At 74.2% G+C, this 26114-nt stretch carries 19 protein-coding genes; 8 read left to right on the top strand and 11 right to left on the bottom strand.

The features are described 5' to 3' along the window. Window positions 1-452 precede the first annotated feature (452 nt). Window positions 453-1058, top strand: a complete 606-nt coding sequence (locus tag POF43_RS18145; RefSeq protein ID WP_271316836.1) for a hypothetical protein — start codon at window positions 453-455, stop codon at window positions 1056-1058. Between the two features lie 46 nt (window positions 1059-1104). On the opposite strand, the gene POF43_RS18140 is transcribed toward POF43_RS18145, so the two are convergent. The 3 genes from POF43_RS18140 to POF43_RS18130 form a co-directional block, all read right to left on the bottom strand. Continuing rightward, window positions 1105-2556, bottom strand: coding sequence for an amino acid permease (locus POF43_RS18140; RefSeq protein ID WP_282698773.1), 1452 nt, complete (start codon window positions 2554-2556; stop codon window positions 1105-1107). Between the two features lie 248 nt (window positions 2557-2804). Beyond that, the gene (locus POF43_RS18135; protein ID WP_282704649.1) at window positions 2805-3722 is read right to left on the bottom strand and encodes an oxygenase MpaB family protein; all 918 of its coding nucleotides are present in this window, start codon (window positions 3720-3722) and stop codon (window positions 2805-2807) included. Window positions 3723-4058: 336 nt separating this feature from the next. After that, the gene (locus POF43_RS18130) at window positions 4059-7280 is read right to left on the bottom strand and encodes a bifunctional cytochrome P450/NADPH--P450 reductase (protein ID WP_271325085.1); all 3222 of its coding nucleotides are present in this window, start codon (window positions 7278-7280) and stop codon (window positions 4059-4061) included. A gap of 167 nt (window positions 7281-7447) precedes the next feature. On the opposite strand from POF43_RS18130, the gene POF43_RS18125 reads away from it, so the two are divergent. Beyond that, entirely contained in the window at window positions 7448-8098 is a 651-nt protein-coding gene (locus tag POF43_RS18125) for a helix-turn-helix transcriptional regulator (protein ID WP_282704648.1), read from the top strand. Between the two features lie 254 nt (window positions 8099-8352). On the opposite strand, the gene POF43_RS18120 is transcribed toward POF43_RS18125, so the two are convergent. After that, window positions 8353-9954 carry an FG-GAP-like repeat-containing protein gene (locus tag POF43_RS18120; RefSeq protein WP_271323025.1) on the bottom strand — a complete coding sequence of 534 codons (1602 nt, stop codon included), beginning with the start codon at window positions 9952-9954 and terminating at the stop codon, window positions 8353-8355. Window positions 9955-11195: 1241 nt separating this feature from the next. On the opposite strand from POF43_RS18120, the gene POF43_RS18115 reads away from it, so the two are divergent. Both POF43_RS18115 and POF43_RS18110 read left to right on the top strand, forming a co-directional pair. Continuing rightward, window positions 11196-12233 (top strand): amidohydrolase family protein, encoded by a 1038-nt coding sequence (locus POF43_RS18115; protein ID WP_271316660.1) that lies wholly within the window; start codon window positions 11196-11198, stop codon window positions 12231-12233. Beyond that, entirely contained in the window at window positions 12233-12631 is a 399-nt protein-coding gene (locus POF43_RS18110; RefSeq protein WP_271323027.1) for an iron-sulfur cluster assembly protein, read from the top strand. The genes POF43_RS18115 and POF43_RS18110 overlap by 1 nt, the downstream gene beginning before the upstream one ends. A 289-nt stretch (window positions 12632-12920) precedes the next feature. Here the strand turns inward: POF43_RS18110 and POF43_RS18105 are convergent, their stop codons facing one another. Then, window positions 12921-13856 (bottom strand): amidohydrolase family protein, encoded by a 936-nt coding sequence (locus POF43_RS18105; protein WP_372516063.1) that lies wholly within the window; start codon window positions 13854-13856, stop codon window positions 12921-12923. 327 nt (window positions 13857-14183) lie between these two features. On the opposite strand from POF43_RS18105, the gene POF43_RS18100 reads away from it, so the two are divergent. Next, entirely contained in the window at window positions 14184-14987 is an 804-nt protein-coding gene (locus POF43_RS18100; protein WP_271316661.1) for a methyltransferase domain-containing protein, read from the top strand. A 108-nt stretch (window positions 14988-15095) separates the two neighbouring features. On the opposite strand, the gene rox is transcribed toward POF43_RS18100, so the two are convergent. Together rox and POF43_RS18090 are read right to left on the bottom strand one after the other, a co-directional pair. Then, window positions 15096-16532, bottom strand: coding sequence for a rifampin monooxygenase (rox, locus tag POF43_RS18095; protein ID WP_271313601.1), 1437 nt, complete (start codon window positions 16530-16532; stop codon window positions 15096-15098). A gap of 524 nt (window positions 16533-17056) precedes the next feature. Next, window positions 17057-17791 carry a TetR/AcrR family transcriptional regulator gene (locus tag POF43_RS18090; RefSeq protein WP_271323024.1) on the bottom strand — a complete coding sequence of 245 codons (735 nt, stop codon included), beginning with the start codon at window positions 17789-17791 and terminating at the stop codon, window positions 17057-17059. Between the two features lie 102 nt (window positions 17792-17893). On the opposite strand from POF43_RS18090, the gene POF43_RS18085 reads away from it, so the two are divergent. After that, complete coding sequence (locus tag POF43_RS18085) at window positions 17894-19027, top strand: FAD-dependent oxidoreductase (RefSeq protein ID WP_271323023.1); 1134 nt, start codon at window positions 17894-17896, stop codon at window positions 19025-19027. Window positions 19028-19465: 438 nt separating this feature from the next. Here POF43_RS18085 and POF43_RS18080 read toward each other — a convergent pair whose 3' ends face one another. Then, window positions 19466-20092 carry a DUF1707 SHOCT-like domain-containing protein gene (locus POF43_RS18080; protein WP_271323022.1) on the bottom strand — a complete coding sequence of 209 codons (627 nt, stop codon included), beginning with the start codon at window positions 20090-20092 and terminating at the stop codon, window positions 19466-19468. Window positions 20093-20525: 433 nt separating this feature from the next. Next, window positions 20526-20852: an ArsR/SmtB family transcription factor gene (locus tag POF43_RS18075; protein ID WP_271323021.1), complete on the bottom strand. Its 327-nt coding sequence runs from the start codon at window positions 20850-20852 to the stop codon at window positions 20526-20528. Between the two features lie 54 nt (window positions 20853-20906). On the opposite strand from POF43_RS18075, the gene POF43_RS18070 reads away from it, so the two are divergent. Further along, the gene (locus POF43_RS18070) at window positions 20907-21707 is read left to right on the top strand and encodes an oxidoreductase (RefSeq protein ID WP_271323020.1); all 801 of its coding nucleotides are present in this window, start codon (window positions 20907-20909) and stop codon (window positions 21705-21707) included. Between the two features lie 192 nt (window positions 21708-21899). On the opposite strand, the gene POF43_RS18065 is transcribed toward POF43_RS18070, so the two are convergent. Further along, a complete protein-coding gene (locus POF43_RS18065; protein ID WP_271323019.1) occupies window positions 21900-24386 on the bottom strand; it encodes a SpoIIE family protein phosphatase in 2487 nt (828 codons plus the stop codon). 618 nt (window positions 24387-25004) lie between these two features. Here POF43_RS18065 and POF43_RS18060 point away from each other — a divergent pair. After that, on the top strand, window positions 25005-25292 hold the full coding sequence (locus tag POF43_RS18060) for a hypothetical protein (RefSeq protein ID WP_271323858.1): 288 nt from the start codon (window positions 25005-25007) through the stop codon (window positions 25290-25292). Between the two features lie 118 nt (window positions 25293-25410). Here POF43_RS18060 and POF43_RS18055 read toward each other — a convergent pair whose 3' ends face one another. Further along, complete coding sequence (locus POF43_RS18055) at window positions 25411-26013, bottom strand: flavodoxin family protein (protein ID WP_271323857.1); 603 nt, start codon at window positions 26011-26013, stop codon at window positions 25411-25413. Window positions 26014-26114: the final 101 nt, after the last annotated feature.

The raw sequence follows: 26114 nt of genomic DNA, 5'->3' as shown, positions 1-26114 counted from the left end.
CGCCAACGGCACCGGTCGCCGCGCGGCCGAAGCCCGCCCCCGCTCCTGCTTCGTCCCTTACGGAGAGCGAAGCGGAACGGGCGGTGGCCGGCGGTGGTATTCGGCCACGCGGGCGGTCGACGTCCGCGCCATGCGGGTGAGTTGAACGGCGGCGCCGGACGCCGGCGTCCCATGACGCGTCGCACGGGGACGTGCCGGGCCCGCCGCACGGCTCCGGTCGGCGGTGCCGGACCGTCGACCGCGCCACGCCTCGGCCGGCCGACTGCCGCCCCGGCGGCGGGAGTTGGCCTCGCCCGTACCGTCCTGCGCCGGCGCGGACCGGCCGTGCGCATCAACACCCCTTGCCGGCCCGGCCGATTCGACCACGCCGATGGGACTGACGGCATGTCAGCATGGGGAGGAGGAAGTCAGGACATATGGCTGTCTCCGGGGGAGCGAGGAGGTGGACCGCCGTGGACGCAACCGCGGTCGGGGTGCTGGCCGGGCTGGGCGCGTTGTTCTTCGTGGTGGGCGTGGCCGGTGGCAGGGCGGCGGTGGCCTGGGTGCCCGCGCTGCCCGGCATGACCAGGCGGCAGGCCCTGGGCATCGGGGCGCTGGGCGTGGCGCTGCTGCTCGCGGCGGTCGCGGTGGCGGTCGCCGGCGTGCTCGGCACGGCCGGTCCGCCGACCGCCTCGGGGCCGCCGGTCCCCGGTGCGGGCGTCTCCGCCACCGGGACCGCGGCGGCTCCCGGGCCCGGTACCGGGGACGGCGTACGGTCACCGGGGTCGACCGGCGGTGCCTCGTACCCGGTCCACGTGTGGTGGACCGACGACGGCGGGGCGACCACGCTGCACGCCTACGACGGGCCCGACTCGCAGCACTGGATCGCCACTTACACGTACGGCGAGGCGCTGGACGTCACCTGCCGCACCCCGCACGGGCGCCGCGTGCACGTCGGGCCCGGCTACCACGGGCCCGACGCGGACTCCACCGTCTGGTACCAGCTGACCGACGGTGGCTGGATCCCGGCCGCCTACACCAACGTGCCCGCCACCGAGACGGTGCCGGCCTGCGGCTGACGGTCCCCGCCCCGCCGCGTACGGCCGGCGGCCCACCGCGGTCGGTTCACCGCTCGGGGGTGGCGGCGTGGTCGCGCAGGAACCAGCGCCGGGCCGACAGCAGCCACCACGAGGCGGCGAACAGCAGGACGGCCAGGACGGCGACCGGGGCGTAGTTGAAGGTTTTGGCGGTGACCGGGCTGGACTGGGGGAGCATGAACAGCACGGTGATCAGCACCACCCACAGCACGGCCAGCACGCCGATCGGCCGGCTCCAGCGCCCGAGCTGCCACGGGCCCGGCTGGAAACCGCGGCCGCGGCGCAACCGCAGGAACGTCGGGATGACGTAGGCGATGTACAGGCCGATGGTGGCGATGGAGGTCACCGCGGCGTAGGCGGTGGTGTTGATCAGGTACGGCAGACCGAGCACCAGCGCGCCGCCGGCGGCCAGCCAGACGGCGTTGGTCGGGGTGCGGGTGCCGGGGTTGATGCGGTGCCAGACCCGGGAGAACGGCAGCGCGCCGTCCCGCGAGAAGGCGTAGATCATGCGGCTGTTGGCGGTGACGGAGGCCATGCCGCAAAAGAGCTGGGCGCCGATGACGACCAGCAGCAGCAGCTTGCCGCCGGTGGCGCCGACCGCGTCCAGCAGGATCTGCGCGGGCGGGACCCCGGTCGTGGTGGCCAGCGTGCCGGAGTAGGACTGGATGGCGAAGGTGAAACCGAGGATCAGCACCAGGCCGGCGATCCACGACACCCAGATGGACCGCACGATGCCGCGCGGCCCGGCGGTCGCGGCGGACCGGGTCTCCTCCGTCATGTGCGCGGACGCGTCGTAGCCGGTGAAGGTGTACTGCGCGACCAGCAGGCTCAGCAGCCCCACGTAGAGCGAACTGTGCCAGCCGGTGTCGTTGACGAAGTGGGTGAAGACGAACGAGGCCGACTGGTGGTGGGACGGTGCGAAGGTGAGCGTGCCGACGATCAGCAGCACCCCCAGCACGTGCCACCAGACGCTGACGGTGTTGAGCAGCGCCACGATCCGCACGCCGAACGTGTTGAGCAGCGCGTGGACCACCAGGATCACCGCGAACAGCCCGATCGTGCGCGGCGCGGTCACCGCGAAGCCGAACTGCAGGTCGAGGTAGGCGCCCAGGAAGCTGGCGGCGCCGAAGTCGACGCCGGCGGTCACCGCGACCTGACCCAGCACGTTGAACCAACCGGTGAACCACGCCCACGCCGCCGCACTGCGCGACGGCGCCAGCCGGTGCGCCCAGAAGTACAGGCCGGCGGAGGTCGGGTAGGCCGAGCAGATCTCGGCCATGGCCAGCCCCACCACCAAGGTCATCAGCCCGACGCCCACCCACCCCCACACCAGCATGGCCGGGCCGCCGGTCGTCAGCCCGAAGCCGTAGAGCGTCAGGCAGCCGGACAGCACCGAGATGATGGTGAAGGAGACGGCGAAGTTGGCGAACGCCGACATCCGCCGGGCGAGCACCTGCGTGTAACCGAGCCGGGCGAGCATTTCCTCGTCCGAGCCGCCGTCCGGTCCCGCGTCCCCGGGGGCGGCGGTGGCGGGGGTCGTCGACTCCCGTACCGGAGCGGGTCGTTCATCAGCGTTCGTCATCCCCTGGCGATGCCCGCACGGCGCGACGTCCATGCGCGCCACCGCCGACGGAGTCGCCCGCCCGGCCGCCCGCCCGGCCCTTGGCGGCCCGCACCGGCTCGTACGAACCGTTGCCGCCGTGCCGCTGCGCGGTCGGGTGCCCGCCGCTACGAGGCCGGGCCGCCGTCCTCGCCCCCGGTGCGGGGTTCCTGCGGTGCGGGAGGCGCCATCGCCCAGCGGATCGTGCGGACCAGCCCCTGGCCCGCCAGCCGGACGCCGGTCTCCTCGACCACGGGCAGGTACGGCAGGAACAGCGGCCGGCGGGCCCACAGCGGGAGCAGTGAGACCGCGTTGGCGGCGAGGACGGCGTAGGGCGGGCGGGCCGCCCAGGGCAGCGGGGGGTTGAGCAGGATGAAGCGGGCGGCGTCCCGGGCGGGCCGGGTCGAGCGCAGTTCGGGACGGTAGGCGGCGAGGCGGGCGGCCAGTTCCGCGCGGTCGCGGGGCGGGTCGGGCACGCCCAGTTCGGTCGCCACCTTCGCCGCGTCGGCCACGTACCCGTCGTACCCGGCGCCGTCCAGCGGATGGGCGCCGAAGCGCCGGTGGGCCCGCAGGAAACTGTCGACCTCGGCGACGTGCACCCACTCCAGCAGGTGCGGGTCGGCCGCGTGGTAGGCCGCGCCGTCGGCGGTGGTGCCCCGGATGCGTTCGTGCACCTCGCGGACGTGTGCCACCGCCCGGCCGGCGTCCTCGGCGGTGCCGAAGGTGGTGACCGCGAGGAAGGTGCTGGTGCGCTGGAGCCTGCCCCACGGGTCGCCCCGGTAGCCGGAGTGGGCGGCCACCGCGGCCATGGCGAGCGGGTGCAGGGACTGGAGCAGCAGCGCCCGCAGCCCGCCGACGAACATCGACGCGTCACCGTGCACGACGCGGATCGGCCGGTCGGGCCCGAACCAGCGCGGTCCCGGCGTGTCGTGGATGCGCCCGCGCGTCGCCGTCCCCCCGGGCCCGGCCACCCGCGCGAACAGCTCCCGTCCCACCCGCTCCCGTACCGCGTCGACGCCGGGTATGCCGGAGATGCTCAGTCCCATACGTCCAGTGTGCCCCCGCCGTACCGCTGGATGCGGTCCGGGTGCCGGTGCCGGTGCCGGTGCCGTGGAGCGGTGGGGCGGCGGACGGGCGGCGGGCCGTTGCGGGGGCCGGCCGCACAGCGTGGCGTGACGTTACGCGGCGCTACGTCCACGCCGGTGACCGCAGCCCAGCGGGTCGGACGGGGGAGCGTTGGCGGGCCGCCGCACCCCGGGCGGCGGGGTGCCGTCCGGGGGAGCGCCGCGTCCACGGCGGCGCGGGGGCACCGGCGATGCCGGCTGCCGGTCGCGCCGGCCGACGCCCACCCCGCCGGCCCGCCGTCGCGCGGGGCGGCTCGTTCAGCCGGTGTAGACGTCCTCCACGTAACGGCCGTCCCCGACCAGGGAGTCGAGCCATTCCCGCGCCGCGTCCGCGGTGGCGTCCGGGACCTGCCGGGCGTACAGCTCCTGGAAGGCGGCGCGGACGCCGGGGGCCATGCGGGTGCCGTCGCCGCAGACGTAGACGCGGGCGCCCTCGCCCAGCAGCTTCCACACCTCGTCGCCCTCGGCGGCGATCCGGTGCTGCACGTAGCGCGCGCCGTCGACCGGGGCGTGGCTGAAGGCCGGGCGCAGCGAGACGACGCCGGCGAGTTCGGCGGCGCGCAGCTCGGTGGCGTGCAGGTAGTCCGCGTCGGGCGCGTCGCAGCCGAAGTAGCACACGGCGGGTGCCAGCGGCGCGCCCCGGTCGGCGAGCAGGAGGCGGTCGCGCAGCGCGCCGCGGAACGGGGCCAGGCCGGTGCCGGCGCTGACCAGGATGAGCGGAACCGTCGCCTCGTGCGGCACGCGGAACGCCTCACGGCACGGCTGGACCCGCACCAGCACGCTCTGCCCCGGGCGCACCCGGTTGAGGTACCCCGAGCCGGTGCCCCGGAAGCCGCCGCGTCCGGAGCGGGCGGGGGCGTCGAGCAGCGAGACCATGAGGTCCGCGTGGTCCGGGTCGTCCTGGGGCGAGGAGGAGATGGAGTACATCCGGGTCCGCATCGCCGGCAGCAGTTCGAGCAGCACGGGCCACGTCAGGACCTCGCGCAGCGCGGGGTGGTCCTCGATGACGTCGAGCAGCGTGCGCGGGTCGGCGGCCAGGGTGTCGCCGTCCGCCGCCAGGGCCTCCAGCGCCGCGCGCTCCGGCGGGCACGGGTTGAGCGCGGCCAGCACGCCGATGTGCGCGGCGGTCGGCCGGTCCTGCAACTCGACGTGGTGAGTCAGCAGTTGACGTACCGTCAGTGGCCGGTCCACCGCGATGCCGTCCCGGCGCGGCGCGGTCGCGGCGATGTTGAGCACCGTGTCCGGGTCGGCGTCGAACAGCGTGGCGGCCCGGGCGACCAGCGCGGGGTCGTTCTCCGGCAGCACGGCGAGGTGGTCGGCGGTGCGGTAGCCGTTGTCGTGCGGCAGCGCCAGCCGTACGAAGCGCTTGACCCGCGCGTGGCCGGCGCCGGTGAGGTCGTAGGCCTCGGTGACGGTGGCCGCGACCAGGTCGTGGCGGGCGGCCAGGGCGTCGAGCGGTCCGCCGGTGACCTCGGTGACGGTGTAGGCGGGACGGTCGGCGGCAGCGGTGGGGGCGCCGACGGTGGCGGGGTCGCCGTGGGCGGTCAGCAGCGCGGTGCGCAGCCGGGCGGTGAACGCCTTGACCGCGCCGGCCAGGTCGCCGGAGGCGTCGGCCGCGGCGCGGTCGGTCAGCCGGGTGCCGCCGAGGGACGCGAGCCGTTCGTCGATGTAGGTCGGCATGTGCTGGTAGGTGGCCGCCCAGTTGCGGTCCCCGATGCCCAGGACCGCGTAGCTGACGCCGTCGGCCGCACCGGGCCCGGCGTCCGCCAGCCAGGCCGCGAAGGCGACGGCGTCGTCGGTGGGACGGCCGTTGTAGGAGGCGGCGGTGATCACGACCGGGCGGTCGGTGGGCAGCGCGCCGGCGTGGTCGTCGAGCGGCGCGACGGCGGTCTCGCAGCCGAAGTCGGCTGCCTCGTCGGCCAGTTGGGCGGACAGGCTCCGGCAGGTGCCGTAGTTGCTGCCGTGCAGGAACAGCGCGCCGGTGCCCTGGCGGACCCGGGTCGGCAGCCCGTCGCCGGTGGCCGCGGACTCCTCGGCGACGGCCGCCGCGTGGGGGAGCGCGGCGCGGTTCGCGGCCCGGTCGGCGGCGGTGCGCGGCACCGGGGTGAGGGTGAACCCCTCGGGCTTGAGGGTGAGCGTCTCCTTCACCTCCAGGCGGTAGTCGTCCTGGTCGATGAAGCGGTAGCGGTGGGCCAGCATCGCCAGCAGCATGCTCGCCTCGTGGAGCGCGAACTGCCGCCCGATGCAGGCGCGTTCACCGGTGCCGAACGGCTTGTAGGCGTGCGGGGAGCGGGCCGCCTCCGCCTCCGGCGCGAACCGGGCGGGGTCGAACAGCTCCGGGTTGTCGCCCCACACCGGCTGCCGGTGCAGCATCGGGGCGAGGACCAGCACGTCCTGCCCGGCCTTCACCTCGATCGAGCCGCCCAGCGTGGTGTCCTCGCGGGCGGTGCGGCTGAAGGCGGCGGCGGTCGGCCACAGGCGCAGCGTCTCGTTGAGCACCTGGCGGGTGTACGTGAGCCGGCCGATGTCCTCGTAGGACGGCTCCGGTTCGGCGTCGTCGCCCCACAGGTCGTCGGCCTCGCGCTGCACCAGCCGCAGCACGGCGGGGTGCTTGAGCAGGAAGTGCAGCGCGAACGACAGCGTGCCCGAGGTGGTCTCGTGGCCGGCGATCAGGAAGGTGACGACCTGGTTGCGGATGTTCTCGCGGTCCAGGGTCGTGCCGTCCGAGGGGTGCCGGGCCTGGAGCATCAGCCCGAGCAGGTCGTCGCTGGAGGTGTCGCCGGAGGTGGTCCGGGCCTCGATGACCTCGTCCACCACGCCGGCCAGGAAGTCGGCGTCGGCGCGGAACGCGGCGTCCCGCGCGGTGTGGTCGTCACCGGGCCGGTCGGAGACCTTGGCCATGCTCCAGTTCAGGCCGCGCACCAGCGCCGAGATGAACGGGTGCGGCTCGTCGCGTTCGAACGAGCCGAAGTCGTAGCCGAACCCGGCCAGCCCGATGGTGTCCAGCGTCATCCGCGTCATGTCACCGGACACGTCCACCGGGGTACCGGCGGCGGCCTGCCGGTCCCAGGAGTCGATCAGCCGCCGGCAGACCCCGAGCATGGCCGGGTGGTAGGTGCGCATCGACCCCAGGGCGAACGCCGGCATGAGGATGTCGTGCGCCTTGGCCCAGTTCGGCTCGTCGTTGTACGCGGTGAACAGCCCGTCGGCGGTGATCGCGCGGACGTTCTCCAGCCCCGGGTTGATGTGCTTGGCGAACCGCCGGTCGTCGGCCAGCTCGGTGACCACGTCGAGGTCGGCGACGATCAGGGTGTCGCGGCCGTGCCGGCGCCGCCGGACCACCGGGCCGTGCTCGCGCAGCAGCGCCATCGCGGTCTGGATCGGCGTGCTCGACGGTGCCTGGTCGGAGACGTCGACCAGCGGAACACCGTCGTCGCCGGCCGGCCGGGACTGCGGGGTCATCGGGGCGAAAGCGGCCATGGGGGTCAACACCCTTTCCGGAGAGATGTGTTGCCCTTCAAGCGTGGGACCGCCGGGCCGGTGCGCCGTGCGATGCCGCTACATGATCCTGTAGTCGGTCTCGGGGGTTCACGCCGGTTCGCCGGGACCCCGTGGTGTATACGGAACGCAGCCGCAGGAGGTACCGCGTGGAGGGACTGCCGGATTTCCCGGACGACGCCCAGGACGATCCCGTCGTCTGGCGCAACCGCGCCCTGGCCCTGCTGGACCGGCTGCTGACCCCGGTCGCGGTGTGCAGGACCGGCGGCACGATCCTGCTGGCGAACCCCGCCTGGGCCCGCGAGTGGGGCACCGTGCCGGGGCGGATGCGCGGCCGCGACGTGCTGGACCTGCTGAGCCCGAGATCCGCCGACCAGCTGCACCGGATCGCCGAGGCCGTCCGGCTGGGCCACCGGTCCCGGTACCGGGTGGAGGTGGGCTGGACGGCGGCGGGCCACGGGGAACGCCGCGGCGAGCTGACCGTCGAACCGGTCAGCGTCTCACCGGAGGAGTCCCCGGGGCTGCTGGTGCAGCTGTGGAAGCCGGCCGCCGCCGGCCCGGACACCGTGACGCCGCCGCGGGTCGACGACGTCGACGCCCGCCTGCTGGCCCTGGCGGCGTCCGGTGCGACCACCGACGCGATGGCCCGCGCGGTGGGCATGACCGCCGACGGTGTCAACTACCACTTCAGCCGCCTCGCCGAACGCTGGGCGGTCCGCGGCCGCACCGCGCTGGTCGCCCGCGCCTACGTCCTCGGCGTCCTCGACCCCCGCGCCTGGCCCCCGGAACCGACGGCCTGACGGGGTCGGCGCCGGCGGCGATCGAGGGGGCGGGGCGCTGCTGGGGCGGGATCGCGCCGCGTGATAGGGCCGGGCTGCGGGGGTGGGAGCGCGGGCGGGCTGCGGTAGCCGTCGCCACGGCCCGGGGCGCCGTCCGTCAGGCGTCCCGGGCCACTGCTTGCAGCCCCCGGCCCTCAGCCCTGGGCCCGCTCGCCGCCGTCGGCAAGGGCGCTGCGGGGCGGCGGTGGGTTTCGTCGGCCGGTGCGGGCGTCCCGTCAGCCGATGGTGACGCCGCTGGCGATGGCGCCGAGGTCGATCCACGCACCGCTGCCGTCGCCGCCCGCCCAGGAGTAGACGGTCGCCGCGTTGGTCGTGTTGTCGCCCACCACGTAGTCGGCGTTGCCGTCACCGGTGAAGTCGGCCATGGACACCTGGGTGGCGTCCGTGGTGAGGCCGGAGGCGACCTGGCCGCCGCCCAGCCAGCCGCCGTACCCGTCGCCGCCCCGGTTGAGGTAGGCGGAGACCGCGCCGGTGGAGCTGATCCAGGTGTAGTCGGCGCGGCCGTCGCCGTCGAGGTCGGCGAAGCGCACCTGGCCGGGGTCGGCGGTCTGCCCGGTGGCGACCTGGCCCAGCGGCGACCAGCCGCCGCTTCCGTCGCCGCCGCGGTTCAGCCAGACGGACACGGCACCGCCGGACCCGAGCAGGACGTAGTCCGTGCGGCCGTCGCCGTCGAAGTCGGCGAACTTCACGTGGGTGGCGTCGCTGGTCTGCCCGGTGGAGACCTGGCCCAGCGGCAGCCAGCCGCCGTGGCCGTCGCCGCCGCGGTTGAGGAAGACCGTGACCGAGCCGTTCGTCCCCAGGAGGATGTAGTCCGCCCTGCCGTCGCCGTCGAAGTCGGCGAAGCGGACCCGGGAGGCGTCGGTGGTCTGGCCGGGGGTGACCTGGCCGAGGACGGACCAGCCGCCGTGCCCGTCGCCGCCGCGGTTGAGGTAGACCGACACCGCGCCGGAGGAGGCGATGGTGATGTAGTCCGCCTTGCCGTCGCCGTCGAAGTCGGCCCAGCGGACCTTCCCGGTGGTGCCGGACTCGGTGCCGGCGTCCAACTGGTGTTCCCCGGTCGCCCATCCGCTGCTGAAGACCTGGTTCAGGGCCGGGTAGATCGCCTGCGCCATGCGCGCGTAGCCGGCGTCGTTCGGGTGGAGGGTGTCGGAGAACTCGGCGGAGGTCAGGGCCGGCGGGTCGACGTAGAGGAACTTCTGCCCGGCGCCCTGCTCGGTGCCCTGCAACTGCTGGGCCGCCGCGTTGTACGTCGCCACCTGCGAGCCGAGGTTCGGTGTGGTCGGGATCAGGCCCAGCATGATGACGCTGGTGCCGGGACGGTCGGTGTAGATCCGGTTGACCAGGTCGGCGAGCCGCGCGGGGGCGTTCGCGACGTCGACGCCGCGGCTGAGGTCGTTGATGCCGATGTGCAGGATCACCACGTCGGGCCGCGCCGCGGACATCCAGCCGTCGATGCCGTCCCGGATCTGCGAGATGACGTAGCCGCTGTGCCCCTCGTTCGCCTGGTCGGCCAGGGTCCCGGAGCTCTGCGATCCGACGTACTGCACGGTGTACTGCGACTGCTGGGCCACCAGCCCGGCCAGCGGCGCCCGGTACGAGGACGTGGTGGCGCTGCCGACGCCCCAGGTGATCGAGTCGCCCAGCGGCATCACCCGCAGTTGCGGTACGGCCGTCTGCGCGGCGGCGACACCGGGCGCCAGCAGGGCGAGCACGACGGCGGCCACGGCGGTCAGCGCGGTGAACGCGGCCTGGCGGGGGAGGCGTTGAGGTCTCGCCGCCCGGGACAAGAAGGACACGAACCTCGCGGGGAAGGACATGGTTCTCCTCAGACGGTACGAAGGGCCGGCGGGTGCGGGAGAAGGCGTTCGGCACTGCCCGGGGCGGAGCGACCGGCAAGGGCGCCGTCGCGCGCGGGAGTTGCGGGGCGCGTCGCCGTCGGTGGCCGGAACCCGGGCAGGAAAAAACTCCTCACGGCTGCGGATCAGTGGGGAAACAGCGCCTGGCCATGGGAAGTTATGTCAGCAGACGATAGCCACGCCCGCGGGAACGCGTCAATGGTCTGGACAACTCGTCGCGCCAGAACGATGGGGCGGCACGGATTCCAGCAGGTCAGGAGGCCGGTCCGCAGTCGCGGGAACGTCCACGGCGGCCAACCGGCTGTTCGGTGGCCTTCGTTGATAAACCCCTTCGGGGGATCGACCTCGCGGGTGACTTTCACTCCTCGTGACGACCTGCCCGAACGCGCGACGAACGGTGCCGGAAATGCGCTGCGGAACGCGGGCCGGAATTCGACTGCGCCACCGGGTCCGTCCGCCGGGAATTGCGGCGGGGCGTCGATGGAATGCCGAATTCCGGTGAGCACACTCCGACTCGCCCCGGCCGGGTCGCCCGCCTCGGCCCGGAGGCTCGTCCCCGGCCAACTGCCGCTCGCCTACGTCGAGTCGACAGTCCTCCAGCGTCTCCGGTTCGTCCGCGCCGCGATGCCCGGCTCCCGGCGGCGGTCGGCTCGTCTCCGTCGGGCTGCTCATCTCCGGCTCGCCCGCGCCGGGTTGCCCGTCTCCCGGCGGTGGGGAATTTCCGGAGTGATCCACTGTCGGGTGCCGTGCTCGCGGCCCCGGTGCCACGATCACCGGGGCACCGGCCGGGGGCGCCGGTGCCGCCCGCACCTGACATCACCTCCGGTGCCCGACGACCGCTCCGCCGCCGTCGCCGCGTCGGCCGTCCACCGTGGTGCGCACCCGCGACCCCGCGCGGCGGGGCGAAAGGCCGGCGATCCGCCGGAGCCCACCACTAGGGTCAACCCCGGCCACCCTTCGGCCGGTTGACCGGGGCGGCCCGTGAACGGGCGCCGAGGGCACCGGGCGAGGGAATCGGCGGCACGAACGGGCGGTGATCGCACCGCACTTCGCCCGGCCGACGGGGGCAGGCACGACGCGAACGCCCGGCGCGGACGGCGGAGGAAGCGACCCCGCGACCCTGCCGCGCGCTCCCGGTCGGGCGACGTACACCGGACAGGAACGGGTCCACCCGTTCACCACTTGGACGCAGGGAGCCCCGGATGATCGACGACGCTCTGGTGATCGACGCCGTGGTCCACGGCTACAACTCACCCCCGGAGACGTGGAAGCACCCCATCGCCGGCCTGGTGGCGGACTCGCTCTACGACGGGTACCACCGGGTCTTCTCCCCCCGCAAGGACCCGCGCTGGACGCTGGACCGCCACCGGTTCGAGCGGGTCGACGCCGACCTGCTGGGGCACACCCTGTTCGAGGAGAGCCGCACCGACTTCGCGGTCTACCACGACATCCCCCTGTACGGCCTGTACGAGAACGGCGCCTCTCCGCTGTGGGTCGGCAGTGAACTGCGCAAGCGCTACCCCGACCGGGTCGCCCTCTTCGGCGGGATCTGGCCCGGCCACCCCGATCCGCTGGGCGAGGTGGACCGGCTCGTCGAGCAGGAGCAGGTCGTCGGGCTGAAGTTCTACCCGTACGACATCTACGACGGGCGGGGCGCCGCGGTCCGGATGGACGACCCCGAGACGGTCTACCCCATCCTGGAGCACGCGCAGCGCCGCGGCATCCGCAACATCGCCGTGCACAAGGCGATCGCGATGGTGGGCTGCCCGGTGCAGCCCTTCCACCCCCGCGACCTGGAGAACACCTTCCTGGCCTTCCCCGAGCTGAACTTCCAGATCATCCACGGCGGCTTCGCGTTCCTGGAGGACACCGCCATGCAGTTGTCGTACTACCGCAACTGCTCGGTCGTGCTGGAGGGTGCCAGCGCCTACCTGGTGAACTCGCCGCTGCGCTTCGCCGAGATCCTGTCGGCGTTCCTGCGCGCGGGCGCCGCGGACCGGATCATCTGGGGCACCGGCTGCACCGGCGTGCACCCGCAGCCGTTCCTTGAGGCGTTCTGGGACTTCCAGCTCCCGCAGTCGATGATCGACGGCTACGGGCTGCCGCCGCTGACCACGTCGCTGAAGAAGAAGATCCTCGGCGGCAACATCGCCCGGCTGCTGGGCCTGGACACCGCCAAGATCCCCGCCGGTGCGACGCAGTTGTCGCAGCCGTGGACCGGGACGGTGGCCCCGGCGTGATGGAGGACCTGGTCAGGGCGCAGCTCGACCTCATCATCGATCCCTGCGCCGCGGCGGCCGGCGCCCCGGCCGGCCTGGTGGAGATGGGCCTGGTCCGCTCGCTCGCCGTGCGGGACACCCCGGACGGCGCCGCGGTCCGGGTGACCATCGGGGTCACCGAGCCCGGCTGCCTGATGGGTGCCGCGTTCGCCGCCCAGGCACGCGAACACCTCGAAGCCATGAACGGCGTCAGCGAGGTGGCGGTGGAACTCGACCACCACGCCGACTGGGCCCCCTCCGACCTCGCGCCCGCCTACCGGCTCCGGCTGGAGGAGGTACGCGCGGCCCGCCGCCGGCCGGCCGCGTTCTTCCCCGACATCCCGCACCGCACGCCGACTCCCCCGGAACCGGCCGCCTGACGGCACGCCGGCCCGACCGGCGGGTTCGGGGGCGTGCGGATCGGACGGGACGGAGACCGTGCGGATCCGTGCAGGGCGGGAGCGGCAGCGAGGCTCGGGAACCGGGAGAGGCAGCGGGAACCGGGGACCGGTGATCAGGACGGCTCGGCCGGTCACCGGTCACCGGCCGGTCGGGTCGGCCGGTCGGGTCGGCCGGTCGTCGGTCGAGGGGCCGGGGCGGCCGATCACCGACCGAACGACCGGGGCAGCCGGGGCGGCCGGTCGTCCGTCGGACGGCCGGCCCCGCCGGTCACAGGTCGAACAGCCGGGCCGCGTTGTCGTGGCAGACGGCGCGCAGCCACTCCCGGCTCAGGCCGGCGCGTTCCGGCGCGCGCAACGCGTCGGCGTAGCCGTAGGGGATGTTGGGGAAGTCCGTGCCGAGCAGGACCCGGTCGCCCAGGGCCTCCAGGCGCGGCAGCGCGGCCCGCGGGAACGGCGCGGCCGACTCCGCGAACCCGGTGAACGCCATGGTGGTGTCCAGCATGACGCGATCATGGCGTTCGGCCAGCGTGAGGAAGTCCTCGTACTCCGGCATGCCCAGGTGGGCGACGACCAGCCGCAGCCGCGGATGCCGGGCGAGCAGCGCGCCGACCGGACCGGGGCCGGTGAAGGCGCCCGGCACCGGCCCGGAACCGCAGTGCGTGACCACCGGCACCCCGGCCTCGGCCAGCAGACCCCACACCTGCCGCAGCACCGGGTCACCCGGGTCGAACCCGCCGACCTGCACATGGCACTTGAACACCCGCGCACCCTGCTCCAGCGCGTGGCGCACGTCCTGGAACGCGGTCGGCTCGGCGAAGAAGGTGGCCGTGTGCAGGCACTCCGGGGTGCGCGCGGCGAAGTCCGCCGCCCAGTCGTTGAGCCAGCGGGCCATCCCCGGCTTGTGCGGATAGACCATCGACGTGAACGCCCGCACCCCGAAACCCCGGAGCGTGTCGATCCGTTGCCGCTCCTGCTGCCGGTAGGCGATCGGCCACGGCCGGCCGACCAGCGGTCCGGCCGCGTCGAAGTAGGCCCACACCTTCGCCATGACCCGTTCCGGCATGAAGTGCGTGTGCACGTCGATGAGCGCGTCCAACCCCAGGTCCCGGCGGAACGCCGCCACCTCGGCCCGCTCGGCCGCCGGCCCTTCCTCCCCGTCACCGCGGGCGGCACCGGCCCCGGGCTGCGGCGTTTCCGGCACCACGTCCTCCTGACGATCCGTTGTCGCACGGCCCCGCGTCCCACGCGGTGCCACGGCATGGCCTCGCCATTGTGCCGTGGACCCGGTCCCCGCCGTCCGACCGGCTCCCGCCGTTCCGACCGTCCGATCGGCTCGCTCCGGCCGGGCCCCCGTTCCGCGCGTGCCGGGGCCCGGCCGGCGGCAGCGGGCAACGGCGAGAACGCCGCCGCGCGGGAGCGTCGCCGCGCGAGGAACGCCGGCGGCCCGGAACGACCGGCGGCGGCGCCGCACGCGGAGAGCCTCGGAACACCGGCCGGGGCGGCCCGTTCCCCCGTCTGCCAAAATCGCCCCATGGCTGAGCACGACGCGGATCGCGGCTACCTTCTGGACAACCGGCAGTCCGAGGCGGGGATTCGCTTCGGTGCCCTCGCCGAGCTGTTCGACCCGGTGACGTTCCGGCACGTCGATGAGCTCGGGGTCGGGGCCGGCATGCGGTGTTGGGAGGTCGGCGCCGGCGGGCCCTCCGTGCCGCTCGGGCTGGCCGAACGCGTCGGCCCGAAGGGCGCGGTGGTCGCCACCGACATCGACGTGTCCTGGACCCGGGACGTCGCCGGCGGCGTCATCGAGGTGCTGTCGCACGACGTGGCGGCCGACCCGCCGCCACCCGGCGGGTTCGACTTCGTGCACGCCCGGCTGGTCCTGGTGCACGTCACCGACCGCACCGAGGCCCTGCGCCGGATGGTCCAGGCCCTGCGCCCCGGCGGCCGGCTGCTCCTGGAGGACGCCGACCCCGCGTTGCAGCCGCTGCTGTGCCCGGACGAGTCGGGGCCCGAACAGCGGCTCGCCAACCGGCTGCGGTCCGGCTTCCGCACCCTGATGGCGGCGCGCGGCGCGGACCTCGCGTACGGGCGGACCCTGCCGCGGGTGCTGCGCGACGCCGGTCTGGACGACGTGCGGGCCGACGCCTACTTCCCGATCACCTCGCCGGCGTGTGCCGTGCTGGAGGACGCGACCGTGCGGCAGATCCGCCACCGTCTGGTGGCGGCCGGGCTCGCCACCGACGAGGAGATCGACCGTCATCTGGCGAACGTCGCCGCCGGGCGGCTCGACCTGGCCACCGCCCCGATGGTCTCCGCGTGGGGCCGCCGCCGATGACCCGGCGATCCCGTGGGCTCCGCAACGCCCGAGCCGGGCCGCGTCCGTGCGCTCCGCCGGCGGCAGCCCACCCCCCGCACCGCGCCGGCACCCCCGACCGCCTCCCGCTCACCCCGCGGCGGCGCCGAACCACTCCGGCAGCCGGCGTTGCAGCTCCCGCTGATCCTCGCCGACCCACGCCACGTGGCCGTCCGGCCGCAGCAGTGCCGCGGGCACGTCCAGTTCCTCGCTGACGTCGACCACGTGGTCGACCCGGTCCGCCCAGCCCGCCACCGACAGGCGGCCGGTCCGGTCCAACAGCAGCCCGCGGCCGCCGTGCATCAGCTCGTAGAGGCGGCCCCGCTCCAGCCGCACGTCCCGCAGCCGCCGGCCGAGCAGTTCGTGGCCCGCGCCGAAGTCGTAGCGGACCTCGACCGCGGTGATGAGGCCGGTCACGTACCGGTTCACCTCCTCGAAGTCCATCAGCTTCGCGAACATCTCCCGCAGCGCGGTCGCGCCCGGATCGGAGCCCATCAGCGTGATCTGCGCGCGGGTGTTGCCCAGCACGCCGGCGCCCACCGGGTGCCGTTCGGCGTGGTAGCTGTCCAGCAGCCCCTCCGGGGCCCAGCCGTTGACCTCGGCGGCCAGCTTCCAGCCGAGGTTGAACGCGTCCTGCACGCCGAGGTTGAGCCCCTGTCCGCCGACCGGCGGGTGGATGTGCGCGGCGTCGCCGGCCAGCAGGGCCCGGCCGACCCGGTAGCGCTCGGCCTGCCGGGTGGCGTCGCCGAACCGGGAGAGCCAGCGCGGCGAGTGTGCGCCGAAGTCGGTGCCCGAGAAGGCCCGCAACTGCTGCTTGAACTCCTCCAGGGTCGGCCCGGTCGTGCGGTCCTCGGCCACCCGGTCGGCCGGCACGACGAAGCGGTACACCCCCTCCTTGCCGTCCACGTTGGCTATGGCGCCGAACCGCAGGTGGGTCTTGCGGACCTCCGTGACGACGGCGTCGATCGTCGCCTCGTCCTGCGTCACCTCCATGTCGCCCAGCAGCGTCTCGACCTTGGCGGGCTCGCCGGGGAAGCCGACACCGAGCAGCTTGCGCACCACGCTGCGGCCGCCGTCGCAGCCGACGAGGTACCGCGAACGCAGCCGCGTGCCGTCCGCCAGCCCGACGCTCACCCCGTCCTCGTCCTGGCTCAGCGCGACCACCTCGCAGCCGCGCCGGATCTCGGCACCGAGTTCGAGCGCACGCGCCTCCAGCAGCCGTTCGGTGGCCGGCTGCGGGGTGGTGAGCCCGTACGGGTGAGCGGTGTCCAACCGCTCCGGCCACGGTGTGTGGATGCCGGCGAAGAACCCGCCGACCTGGAACTTCGTGCTGACCGCGAGGAACCGGTCCAGCAGGCCGCGCTGGTCCATCATCTCGACGCTGCGGGTGTGCAGGCCGCGCCCGCGGGACTGCCCGGTCGGCCCGGTCAGCTTCTCCAGCACGAGGGTGTGCACGCCGTGCAGCCGCAATTCGCCGGCCAGCATCAAGCCGGTCGGTCCGCCGCCGACCACGATCACGTCCATCATCAAAACGCCCATTCAACGACTTCGGATTTCCGCCAGCCGCTCCGCGCCGTCCGTGCCGCGCGCACATCAGCCGCCTCCGCGCCGAGCCTTCCGTAACCGCGCCGCGCATTCCCCCCGGTGCTTCGATTCCACCGCTGGTTCGACGTTCCCGAGTAACCCCCGCGGCAACCCGTACGCCGACAAACGCACACGTAGGTCGTGGTTCTTTCATTTCGGAAGGTTCTGGCTTTGGTCGCTCATTCTGCGGCACGACCAGGGCCTTGCGGCAAGCCCCCCGGTGCGCTATATCTTGATAGTGGCGAGGAGGACTGTTCTCCTCGCCATTTGTCATCTGCCGGGAAAACCGGTTGGCATCCGCCGGTAAGCCCTTGTCGTGCCGGTCCGTCCGGTTCGCCGTCCCCTTCGACGTTCGCGCCGGTGCGTATGGGCCACTACGCACGCCCGGGGCCCGTGCAAGCCCATGCGCACCGGGGTCCGTAAAGCCTCGGCGTGCGACCGAAGCGCGTGCGGGTCCGTGCGGCGGGTCAGGTGGCCGGTGGAGTGTGTGCCTGGCCGCCGGGCAGGTGGCGGGCGGTGATGCCGGTGAGGACGAAGTCGACGCCGGCGAGAAGCTGCTCGCGGTCGTCGTGGTCGCGCAGCTGCTTGGCGACCGCCCGGACGAACGGGTAGTCGTCGGGGTCGAGCTCCTCCCACGCCCTCGACGCGGAGTCGAGGAACCCGGCGCGGTTCGTGTCGGGCCCGAGGGTGCGGGCGTTCGCGGTGTTGGCGGCGTTCTGGCCGACGGCGCCGAGGATGTAGTGCACCAGCGCCGAGGTCGCCGTGAACCAGTCGCCCTCGGGCACGCCCAGCGCGCGGACCCGCCGGCCGACGCTTTCGAAGATCCGCGGTGTCACCGATGCCCAGGGGCCGCGGGAGAGTCGCGTCGACAGCTGCGCGGCGAGCCACGGGTGTTCGTCGGTCGCGTCGAACAGGCCGAGCGCGACGGCGCGGACCCCGTCCTGCGGCGGGTCCGGGGGCCCGGTGGGCCCGACGGCCAGCGCGGCGGCGACGACGGCGTCGGTCGCGGCGCCGAGCAGCTCGTCCTTGTTCGCCACGTGCCAGTAGATCGCCCCGGGGCCGGTCGCGAGGCGCTCGGTCAGCGCCCGGAACGTCAGCCCGCCCTCGCCGGCCGCGTCGAGCAGCTCGACGGCAGCTTCGACGATGCGCTCCCGGGAGAGCGCCTCCGTGCGCCGCTGGGACCGGCGCGTCCGCGTTGTCACCTCGCTACTTTGACACATCTGGAGCGCTGTTCCAACATTGGAACGACATTCCAGAGAGGTCGGCCCGGGCCACCCCGGACGCCCTCACCCCGAAGGAGCCCCATGCGCACTCCCGTCACGATCATCGGCGCCGGACTCGGCGGCCTCACGCTCGCCCGCGTCCTGCACGTCCACGGAATCCCGGCCACCGTCCACGAGGCGGAGCCCTCCCCGACGGCGCGCTCGCAGGGCGGGATGCTCGACATCCACGACGACACCGGCCAGCCGGCCCTGCGGGCGGCGGGCCTGATCGACGAGTTCCGCGGCCTCGTCCTGGAGGGCCACCAGGCGACCCGGGTCCTCGGCCCGGACGGGACCGTCCTGCTCGACGAACCCGACGACGGCACGGGTGGACGCCCCGAGGTCCAGCGCGGTGAGCTGCGACAGCTCCTGCTCGACTCCCTCCCGGCCGGCACCGTCCGGTGGGGCCGCAAGGCCACCGGCGCCCGCGCCCTCGGCGACGGCCGCCACGAGGTGACCTTCGCCGACGGCGGCACCGTCGTCACGAGCCTGCTGGTCGGCGCGGACGGCGCCTGGTCGAAGGTCCGGCCGCTGCTCACCGACGCGGTACCCGAGTACGTCGGCACGGCGTTCATCGAGACCTACCTGTTCGACAGCGACATCCGGCACCCGGCCAGCGCGAAGGCCGTCGGCGGCGGGTCGATGTCCGCGCCCGTGCCGGGGAAGGGGATCCAGGCCCACCGGGAGAGCGGCGGGACGCTCCACACCTACGTGGCGCTCACCGCGTCGCAGGAGTGGCTCGCCGGTATCGATTTCACCGACCCCGCCGCAGCCGCCGCGCGGATCGCCGAGGAGTTCGACGGCTGGGCGCCGGAGCTCACCGCGCTGATCACCGACGGCGAGACCGCACCGGTGCCGCGCCCCCTCCACGCGCTGCCGAACGGGCACCGGTGGGACCGGGTGCCGGGGGTGACCCTGCTCGGCGACGCGGCCCACCTCATGCGCCCGTCCGGCGAGGGCGCCAACCTGGCCATGCTCGACGGCGCCGAACTCGGCAGGGCCATCGCCGCGCACCCCGATGACACCGAGGCCGCGCTCACCGCGTACGAGCAGGCCATGTTCCCCCGCAGCGCCGAAGCCGCCGACGACGCGGACCGCATCCACGAGTTCTGCTTCGGCGCCGACACGCCCCACAGCCTGATCAACCTGCTCACCGGGCACGAGCAGGTCCACTGAGTCGTGCGGGGCGCGCACCCGAGGGCGTCGGCGAACCGGCCGCGGCACGGTACCGGGACTCCGGCGTCGTCCACCGCCCGATCGCAGCCGTCGGTCAGGGCGGCCCCGGCCCCCGGACCCGGCCCCGCAGGCCGGTGGCCGCGCGGGCGGGCCATCACGTCGGTGAAGGCGGGCGCGTCACCGGGCGCCTCGTCCGTGACCGGCAAGCGATCGGCGCCCGGCAAGCGGTCGGCGCGAACGCCGGCGGCCGGCAGGTCCCGGCGCGGGCGCGGTGGATCTTCGTCGGGGTCGGTCCGCCGCGCCCGGTCGACGGCCCGGTCGTGCGGCTCGCCGGGCGGGGGCGTCGGACCGGCGCGGCCGAGGCGGTGTACCCGGAGACGGCCCGGCCGGGCGCGGGTGTCGGACCGGGGCGGACCGGGGGTGTGCGTCGGAGACGGCCTAGCGGTCGCGGCCCAGCAGACGGCGCAGGCGGCCCGGCCGGCGCGGGGCGCGAGGGGGCTGCACGATGATGTTGCCGCCGGTCATCGCACCGGTGACGGTGACGCGGTGGACGACCGGGCCGCCGACCGTCACGTGATGGCGCACGGAGCCGCCGAGCATCTCCACCTCCCCGGACTCCACGGCGTAACCGGCCGGGACGATCAGCCGCAGGTTGCCGCCACGCATGTCCAGCTCCACGTCGGTGACCGGCTGACGCGCGACCGCGGACGTGAAGTCGAGCAGGACGTTGCCGCCGCGGACCGCGATCTCCAGGCGGCGCGGCACCTCCCAGGCGCCCTCGTACCGGACGTTCCCGCCGGTCCGGCGCACCCGCGCGACCTCCTTCGCCCGGCCCGGCTCCGCCACGGTCATCGCCTGCCCGGGCAGGTCGGCCACCAGCGGGACCAGGTCGCCGTACGTCCGCGCCGCGAAGCAGCCCTCCAGCCGCTCCTCAAGCTCCTCCAGGCTCAACCGCCCGTCGCCCGCGGCCACCCTCAGCACCTCGGAGACCCGCTCCCGGTCGTCGTGCGAGACCCGCTGCTCCAGCTGTTCCTGGCCCACCCACGGTGCCGGCTCCTGACTCATGCCCGGCACCCTATACGCCCGGCACCCGGCCGGCACGGGCGGCGGACGCCGGTCCTTCTCCGGCGCGGATCCGAACAGCGGTCGCCGGTCGCCGCCGCCGGTCCCGAGGCTCATCCGCCGCTGGTCCGGACGCTCATCCGGCGTCGGCCCGTCCAAGGCCCTCGGGCGGCAGGTTCGGCCGCGCCGGCGCTCTCCCCGGCTCCGGCAGGACCCAACTCCCGCCTCGCACGCGGACGTTCAGCGTGCGCCGCGCCCCGGCCGCCGCGCGTCGGCGCCCGAACTGCCCGCACCCGCGCGGCCGTTGCCCGTCCACCGCCCGGAGCCGTCGGCGGACTTCGGCCGACCTGCGCAGTCGTGGCGCCCGACCGCCCGCCGCAGGCGGTCCGTTGCCCCGTGACGGCGGGGCGAACCGGCGTCGTCCGCGTGCAGGGGATCAGTGATCCGCCGCCGGGCCGGTCGCGCCCTCCAGGTTCCTCAGGACCGCGGCGACCAGGCCGGGGAAGCGCTGTTCCAGTTCCGGGCGGAGCGAGACGAAGCAGCGGGTGCCCTCGGGGCGGCTGAGGACGACGCCGGCGTCCCGCAGCGTCTTCATGTGGTGGCTGAGGGTGGACTGGCCGACCGGGACGTCGAAGTCGGGCCGCAGGTGCTCCTCGCCGTCGGCGAGCACCCGGACGATCCGCAGGCGGACGGGATCGCCGAGCGCGGAGAGCACACCGGCGAGGCCGACGTCCTCGATCGGTGGATGCAGGGGAGTGCGCACCGGGGGAGCGTACCAATCATCTATGATCGATGAACATCGATGAAAGGTGTCCCGATGACCCAGCCGCCCGGAACGCAGGCCGCCGTCGACCCCCGGGAACTCGCGGGGAGGCGGGCCCTGGTGACCGGCGCGACCCGTGGCCTCGGCGCCGCGATCGCCGCCAGGCTGGAGGCCGCCGGCGCCCGGGTGGTCACCTCGGCCCGCCACGCCGCGGACGGGCCGGTCGCCGGTACGTTCGTCCAGGCGGACGTCTCGACCGCCGACGGTGTGCGCCGGCTCGCGGAGGCGGCGCTCGACCACCTCGGCGGCGTCGACGTGCTGGTCGACAACGCGGGCGCGCAGACCCGCGTCCCGGACGGCGTGCTGGCGCTGACGGACGAGGACTGGCTGAACGACCTGTCGGGCTCGCTGCTGTCCGCCGTGCGCCTCGACCGTGCCCTGCTGCCGGGGATGTTCGCCCGCGGGCACGGCTCGGTCATCCACATCGGGTCCAACGCGGCACGCTGGCCCCAGCCCGCCGCGGTGGCCTACGCGGCCGCGAAGGCGGCACTGCACGCCTACAGCAAGGGCCTGGCGAACGAGGCGGCGCCGCACGGCGTACGCGTCAACGTCGTTTCCCCCGGCGTGATCGAGACCAGCGGACTCACCCAGCGGCTGGCCGCCCTCGCGGCGGAGCACGGCGGCGATCTCGACGCGGCCCGCGCCGAGTTCGCCAGGACGTTCGCCATTCCGCTCGGCCGCCCCGGCACGCCCGAGGACATCGCCGAGACGGTCGCCTTCCTCGCCTCCGACCGCGCCCGCTACACCACCGGAACCGTCCAGGTCGTCGACGGCGGGCTGCTGTCGACGCTGTGACTGCGCCCGTTGCGACTGCGGCCACGTCGCGACTACGCCAACGTTGTGACTGCGGGCGGCCGTGCCAGGTCCGGCGGCGGGCGGCCGCGCGGTCCGGGTCGCCGCGGTCGGCGGCGAGCCGGCCGGACGTCCCGCCCTCCGCGGCCGTACGGTCCCCCACCGTCCCGTACGGGCCCGTACGGCTGTCGTCAACTACCCCTGGGGCAAGGCCAGTTCGAACCAGACGATCTTGCCGTCGGCGGTCGGGCGGGTGCCCCAGGAACGGGAGTACTCGCTGACGACGACCAGCCCGCGGCCGCCCTCCTCGTCGGGACCGGCCTGGCGGCGGCGGGGGACGCGGAGGTCGCCGTCGGCGACCTCGCACACCAGGGAGGCGCCCTTGGCCAGGCGCAGTTCGATGGTGCCGTGGGCGTAGCGCAGGGCGTTGGTGACCAGCTCACTGGCGAGCAGCGTGGTGGCGTCGACCAGGTCCGGCAGGTCCCAGGCGTGCAGGGTCCGGCGCAGGTGGGCGCGGACCCCGGCGACGGACTCGGGGCGGGGGTCGACGAGCCACGTCGCGAAGCCGTGGTCGGGGCTGGTCGACAGCCGGGCCATGAGGACGGCGAGGTCGTCCTCGGCGCCGGCCGGGCTCAACCGGGTGGCCACCCGTTCGCACAGGTCACGCACCGATCCGCCGTCCTCGGCGAGCACCGTGCGCAGCCTGTCGATGCCGACGTCGATGTCCTCACCGCGGTGCTCGACCAGGCCGTCGGTGTACAGCACGAGGGTGGCGTCCTGCGGCAGCACGATGTCGGTGACCGCGAACCCGGGGTCGTCGGTGCTGACGCCCAGCGGGACGCCGGGCGAGACCGCGAGGACCTCGGTGGTGCCGTCGGCGTGCCGCAGCAGGGGTGGCGGGTGGCCGGCGCTGACGATGCTGCACTCGCGGGTCACCGTGTCGCACACGGCGTAGACGCAGGTCGCGTACCGCGTCGCCGTGCCCCGGCGGACGGCCTCGTCCAGCCGGGTGAGCAGGTCCGCCGGCTCCAGGTCGAGCTGGGCCAGGGTGCGCATGGCGGTGCGCAGCTGGCCCATGTTGGCGGCCGCGTGCAGGTCGTGGCCCATGACGTCGCCGACGGCGAAGGCCACCCGGTGGCCGGACAGCGCGATGACGTCGAACCAGTCGCCGCCCACCTGCGCCGCGTTGCTGCTGGGCCGGTAGTGGTGGGCCACCTCCAGGCCCGGCCGCCGCGGGATGACCTCGTCCTCGGGGAGCATGCTGCGTTGCAGCGCGACCGCGATGCGCCGCTCGTTGCTGTACGCGAGCGCGTTGTCCAGGCACATCGCCGTCCGGGCGGCCAGCTCCTCGGCGCTCTTGAGGTCCTCGACGTTCATCGGGTCGCGTTTGTCGGACCGTCCGAACAACGCCACGCCGAGGACCCGGCCCCGGGCGACGAACGGCGCGACGATCATGGAGGTGAGGCCGCTGCCGCGGACGAGCCGGGCGTGCTCCGCGTCGTGCGCGAGGGCCTGTAGCGCCTCGTCGTCGATGTCCGCCAGCAGGTGCGCGCCGCCGGTCCGCATGCACTCGTGCAGCACGGAACCGGGAGGCTGGGAGGTCTCGCCGTGCGAGCGGAAGATCGAGGAGGACGCGGGGTTGTCCATCGCCCGGCCGGCGAGCCTGCGCAGCCGGATCGGGGTCCCGGACACGTCGGGGACGGTGTCGCCGAACAGGTCTTCACGGATCTTGACCACCGCCAGGTCGGCGAACGCGGGCACGGCGACCGAGATGAGCTCCTCCGCGATCTGCGGCATGTCGAGCGTGGTGCCGACCCGGGTGTTGGCGGCGTTGACCAGCGCGAGACGCCCCCGGGCCGCGGACGCCTCCAGCAGGGCCGCCTGCTTGTCGGTCACGTCCACCACGATGCCGCCCAGCCCCCGGACCCGGCCGTCGCAGGAGGCGAGGCGGAACAGCGAGACCGACCACGAACGGTCGGCGTCCGGATGCCCCTCGGTGCGCCCGCGCACCATCAGGCCGGTGACCGGTTCCCCGGTCCGCAGCGTTTCGCGCAGCATCCGTTCGTAGGCCCCGCCGTCCTCGGTCAGCATGACGTCGCCCACCAGCCGGCCGGTGTGTGCCTCCACCGGCACGCCGTTGATGGCGGACAGGCTGTCGTTCACCAGGACGAAACGGAGGTCCTCGTCGAGCATGAGCAGCCCGAACGGTGACTTCCCGACCAGCTCGTCGACGAACGCCGCCCGGACGGCGGCCCGTTGGCGCTCCGCCGCGTCGGATTCCGTGTCCTTTGCCGCGTCGGGTTCCGCGTTCGCCACGTGGAGTGCCGCGTTCGCCACCGCGTTGCGTTCCGCGTCCGCCGCGCCGGATCCACCGTCCGCCACCGCGCCGGGTCCACCGCCGCTGACGGAGCACGCCAGCACCGGATCACCGGAAACGCCGGTCAGCGGCGAGCAGTTGAGGGTGAGCGACGGTAACCGGTCGCCGGACCGGGCGGTGAGCACACCGCTGTACGGCAGCCCCTGCCGGGCGCGGGCGAGGGCATCCGTGAGCCGGCCGGACTCGTCCGGACCGAACAGGACGTCCCAGTCCAGCCCCAGCACGTCGGCGGCCGGGCGGCCGAACGCGGCGGCGGCCCGGTCGCCCCAGGCGGTGATCCGGCCGGCGTGGTCCGTCGTGAACACGGCGGCAGGAAGCTCCGCCGGCACCCCCGGCGGGTTCTGCGGCCGGGAGTCTCGTCCGGCCGGGCCGGTGTTCTCGGCGCAACACATCCAGGAAGCCCACCTGACTGAACTGGGAGCCATGCTCGTTCGCGTGCGGGGACCACGCCCGATGGCGGGTGAGCCCGACGACAGGGTGAGAACCTTACGGCTCACTGATCATGTGCCGCCAGTCTCATTCTGTGACAACCGGCCAGTAGGTTTTCGGTCGCTTCCCACGTGGGGCCCCTGCGGCGGCCGGACGGGGGTCCGTTGCGGCGAGGTGGTGGTCGCATCCCGGTGAGCTGGTGATCGGCTCCGGTGAGGTGACGGTCCGCTTCGGCGAGGCGATGGTTCGCTCCGGTGAGGCGGAGTGAGCGCCGGTGCCGGGGCGTCGGTGGGCGGCGGGGCGAGGAGGGGGAAGGCGGTGGCCGGTGGTGGTCGGGAGCGGAAGTCCGCCCGGCCATGTCACATGCCGAATGCCCGTATCAATAACGGGACTCCATTGGCCGCTGAGTTCACGGATGGGGCAGTTCCCCGCGAAAAGGCTGACCCATGTCCTCCCTGTCCGATTCCGGCTGTCCCGTTCTTGATCCCGCGGCCATGGCTATGGCCACGGCCGCCCACGCCGACGCCGCGGTCCTGTGGGCCATGGGCCCGGCCGTCCCGGCCGAACTGCCGGGCGGTGTCCGCGCGTGGTGGGTCACCCGGCACGACGTCGTCCAGCGCCTGACCGGCGACCCGTGCGTGTCACGGGACGCGTTCCGGCACTGGCCGGGCCTCGCCAACGTCCCCGGAGGCTGGCCGCCGGCCGCGATCCAGGGCTCCACCCGGACGACCCCGACGCCTTCGACCCCGCCGTCCCGCACCCGCGAGCACGGGACGACGTGAACGGTGCCGAACCGGCGAGCTGAACCGCCGCACGCTCGCGAAGCGGCCCCGCGCGAACCGCCGTGCGGTGCCGGGGCCGCTCCGAGGCCGGGTCCGGGGCCGAGCGGGTCCGAGCCGGTCAGGCGGCGAGGGCCGCGCGGCCGGCGGTGGTGACGCGGGCGGTTTCGGCGAGGCGGCGACCGAGGTGGTGGGCGGTGGCGATGTCGGCCTTGTGGACCCCGTCGGGACCCTGGTCGTTGTTGGTCTGCGCGCCCGCGCCGAGGAAGAAGCCCAGCCGGTTGAGGTCGAACTCGGAGGCGTCGGAGGCGTTCCAGCCGGGGAGCAGGCCCAGGTTGACCCAGGTCATGCCGTGCTGGGCGGCGAGCACGGTGAAGTACTGGAGGGTGTGCAGCTTGTCGCCGCTCTTGCTGCCGGAGTTGGTGAACCCGGCCGCCAGCTTGTCCTGCCAGACCTGGGTGAACCAGCGCTTGGAGGAGTCCTCGGCGAACCGGTGGAAGGCGGCGCTGGCCGTGCCCATGTAGGTCGGCGACCCGAAGGCGATCGCGTCCGCGCCGTCCAGCAGTGCCCACTGCTCGTCGGTGATCTCGTCGACCTTGATCAGGTGGGTGACGGCTCCGGCGGCCGCCGCGCCGTCGCGGACGCTCTCGGCGAGGACGGCGGTGTGCCCGTAACCGGAGTGGTAGGCGATGGCGACGACGGGGGCCTGCGCGGGGGTGGTCATGGAGGTGCTCCTCGTAAGGGTGAGCCATAAGGGTGAGCCGGTTGGCGACCACTCCAGTGGAGCACTAACTTTTCAAAAGCGCAATCTCTGAGTTAGCGCTG

Origin of the sequence: Streptantibioticus silvisoli (assembly GCF_027947535.2) — a bacterium.
GTDB classification, from domain to species: Bacteria; Actinomycetota; Actinomycetes; order Streptomycetales; family Streptomycetaceae; genus Streptantibioticus_C; species Streptantibioticus_C silvisoli.
The sequence above is the reverse complement of the archived record's forward strand: the minus strand, read 5'-3'. Positions and strand labels throughout refer to the sequence as shown.

Coding starts and splice junctions, on each gene's coding strand:
- POF43_RS18085 (WP_271323023.1), top strand. CDS start 17,894: ATGCGCACTCCCGTCACGATCATCGGCGCCGGACTCGGCGGCCTCACG.
- POF43_RS18100 (WP_271316661.1), top strand. CDS start 14,184: ATGGCTGAGCACGACGCGGATCGCGGCTACCTTCTGGACAACCGGCAG.
- POF43_RS18140 (WP_282698773.1), bottom strand. CDS start 2,556: ATGCTCGCCCGGCTCGGTTACACGCAGGTGCTCGCCCGGCGGATGTCG.
- POF43_RS18110 (WP_271323027.1), top strand. CDS start 12,233: ATGGAGGACCTGGTCAGGGCGCAGCTCGACCTCATCATCGATCCCTGC.
- POF43_RS18055 (WP_271323857.1), bottom strand. CDS start 26,013: ATGACCACCCCCGCGCAGGCCCCCGTCGTCGCCATCGCCTACCACTCC.
- POF43_RS18135 (WP_282704649.1), bottom strand. CDS start 3,722: ATGGGACTGAGCATCTCCGGCATACCCGGCGTCGACGCGGTACGGGAG.
- rox (WP_271313601.1), bottom strand. CDS start 16,532: ATGATGGACGTGATCGTGGTCGGCGGCGGACCGACCGGCTTGATGCTG.
- POF43_RS18070 (WP_271323020.1), top strand. CDS start 20,907: ATGACCCAGCCGCCCGGAACGCAGGCCGCCGTCGACCCCCGGGAACTC.
- POF43_RS18060 (WP_271323858.1), top strand. CDS start 25,005: ATGGCTATGGCCACGGCCGCCCACGCCGACGCCGCGGTCCTGTGGGCC.
- POF43_RS18080 (WP_271323022.1), bottom strand. CDS start 20,092: ATGAGTCAGGAGCCGGCACCGTGGGTGGGCCAGGAACAGCTGGAGCAG.
- POF43_RS18120 (WP_271323025.1), bottom strand. CDS start 9,954: ATGTCCTTCCCCGCGAGGTTCGTGTCCTTCTTGTCCCGGGCGGCGAGA.
- POF43_RS18130 (WP_271325085.1), bottom strand. CDS start 7,280: ATGGCCGCTTTCGCCCCGATGACCCCGCAGTCCCGGCCGGCCGGCGAC.
- POF43_RS18115 (WP_271316660.1), top strand. CDS start 11,196: ATGATCGACGACGCTCTGGTGATCGACGCCGTGGTCCACGGCTACAAC.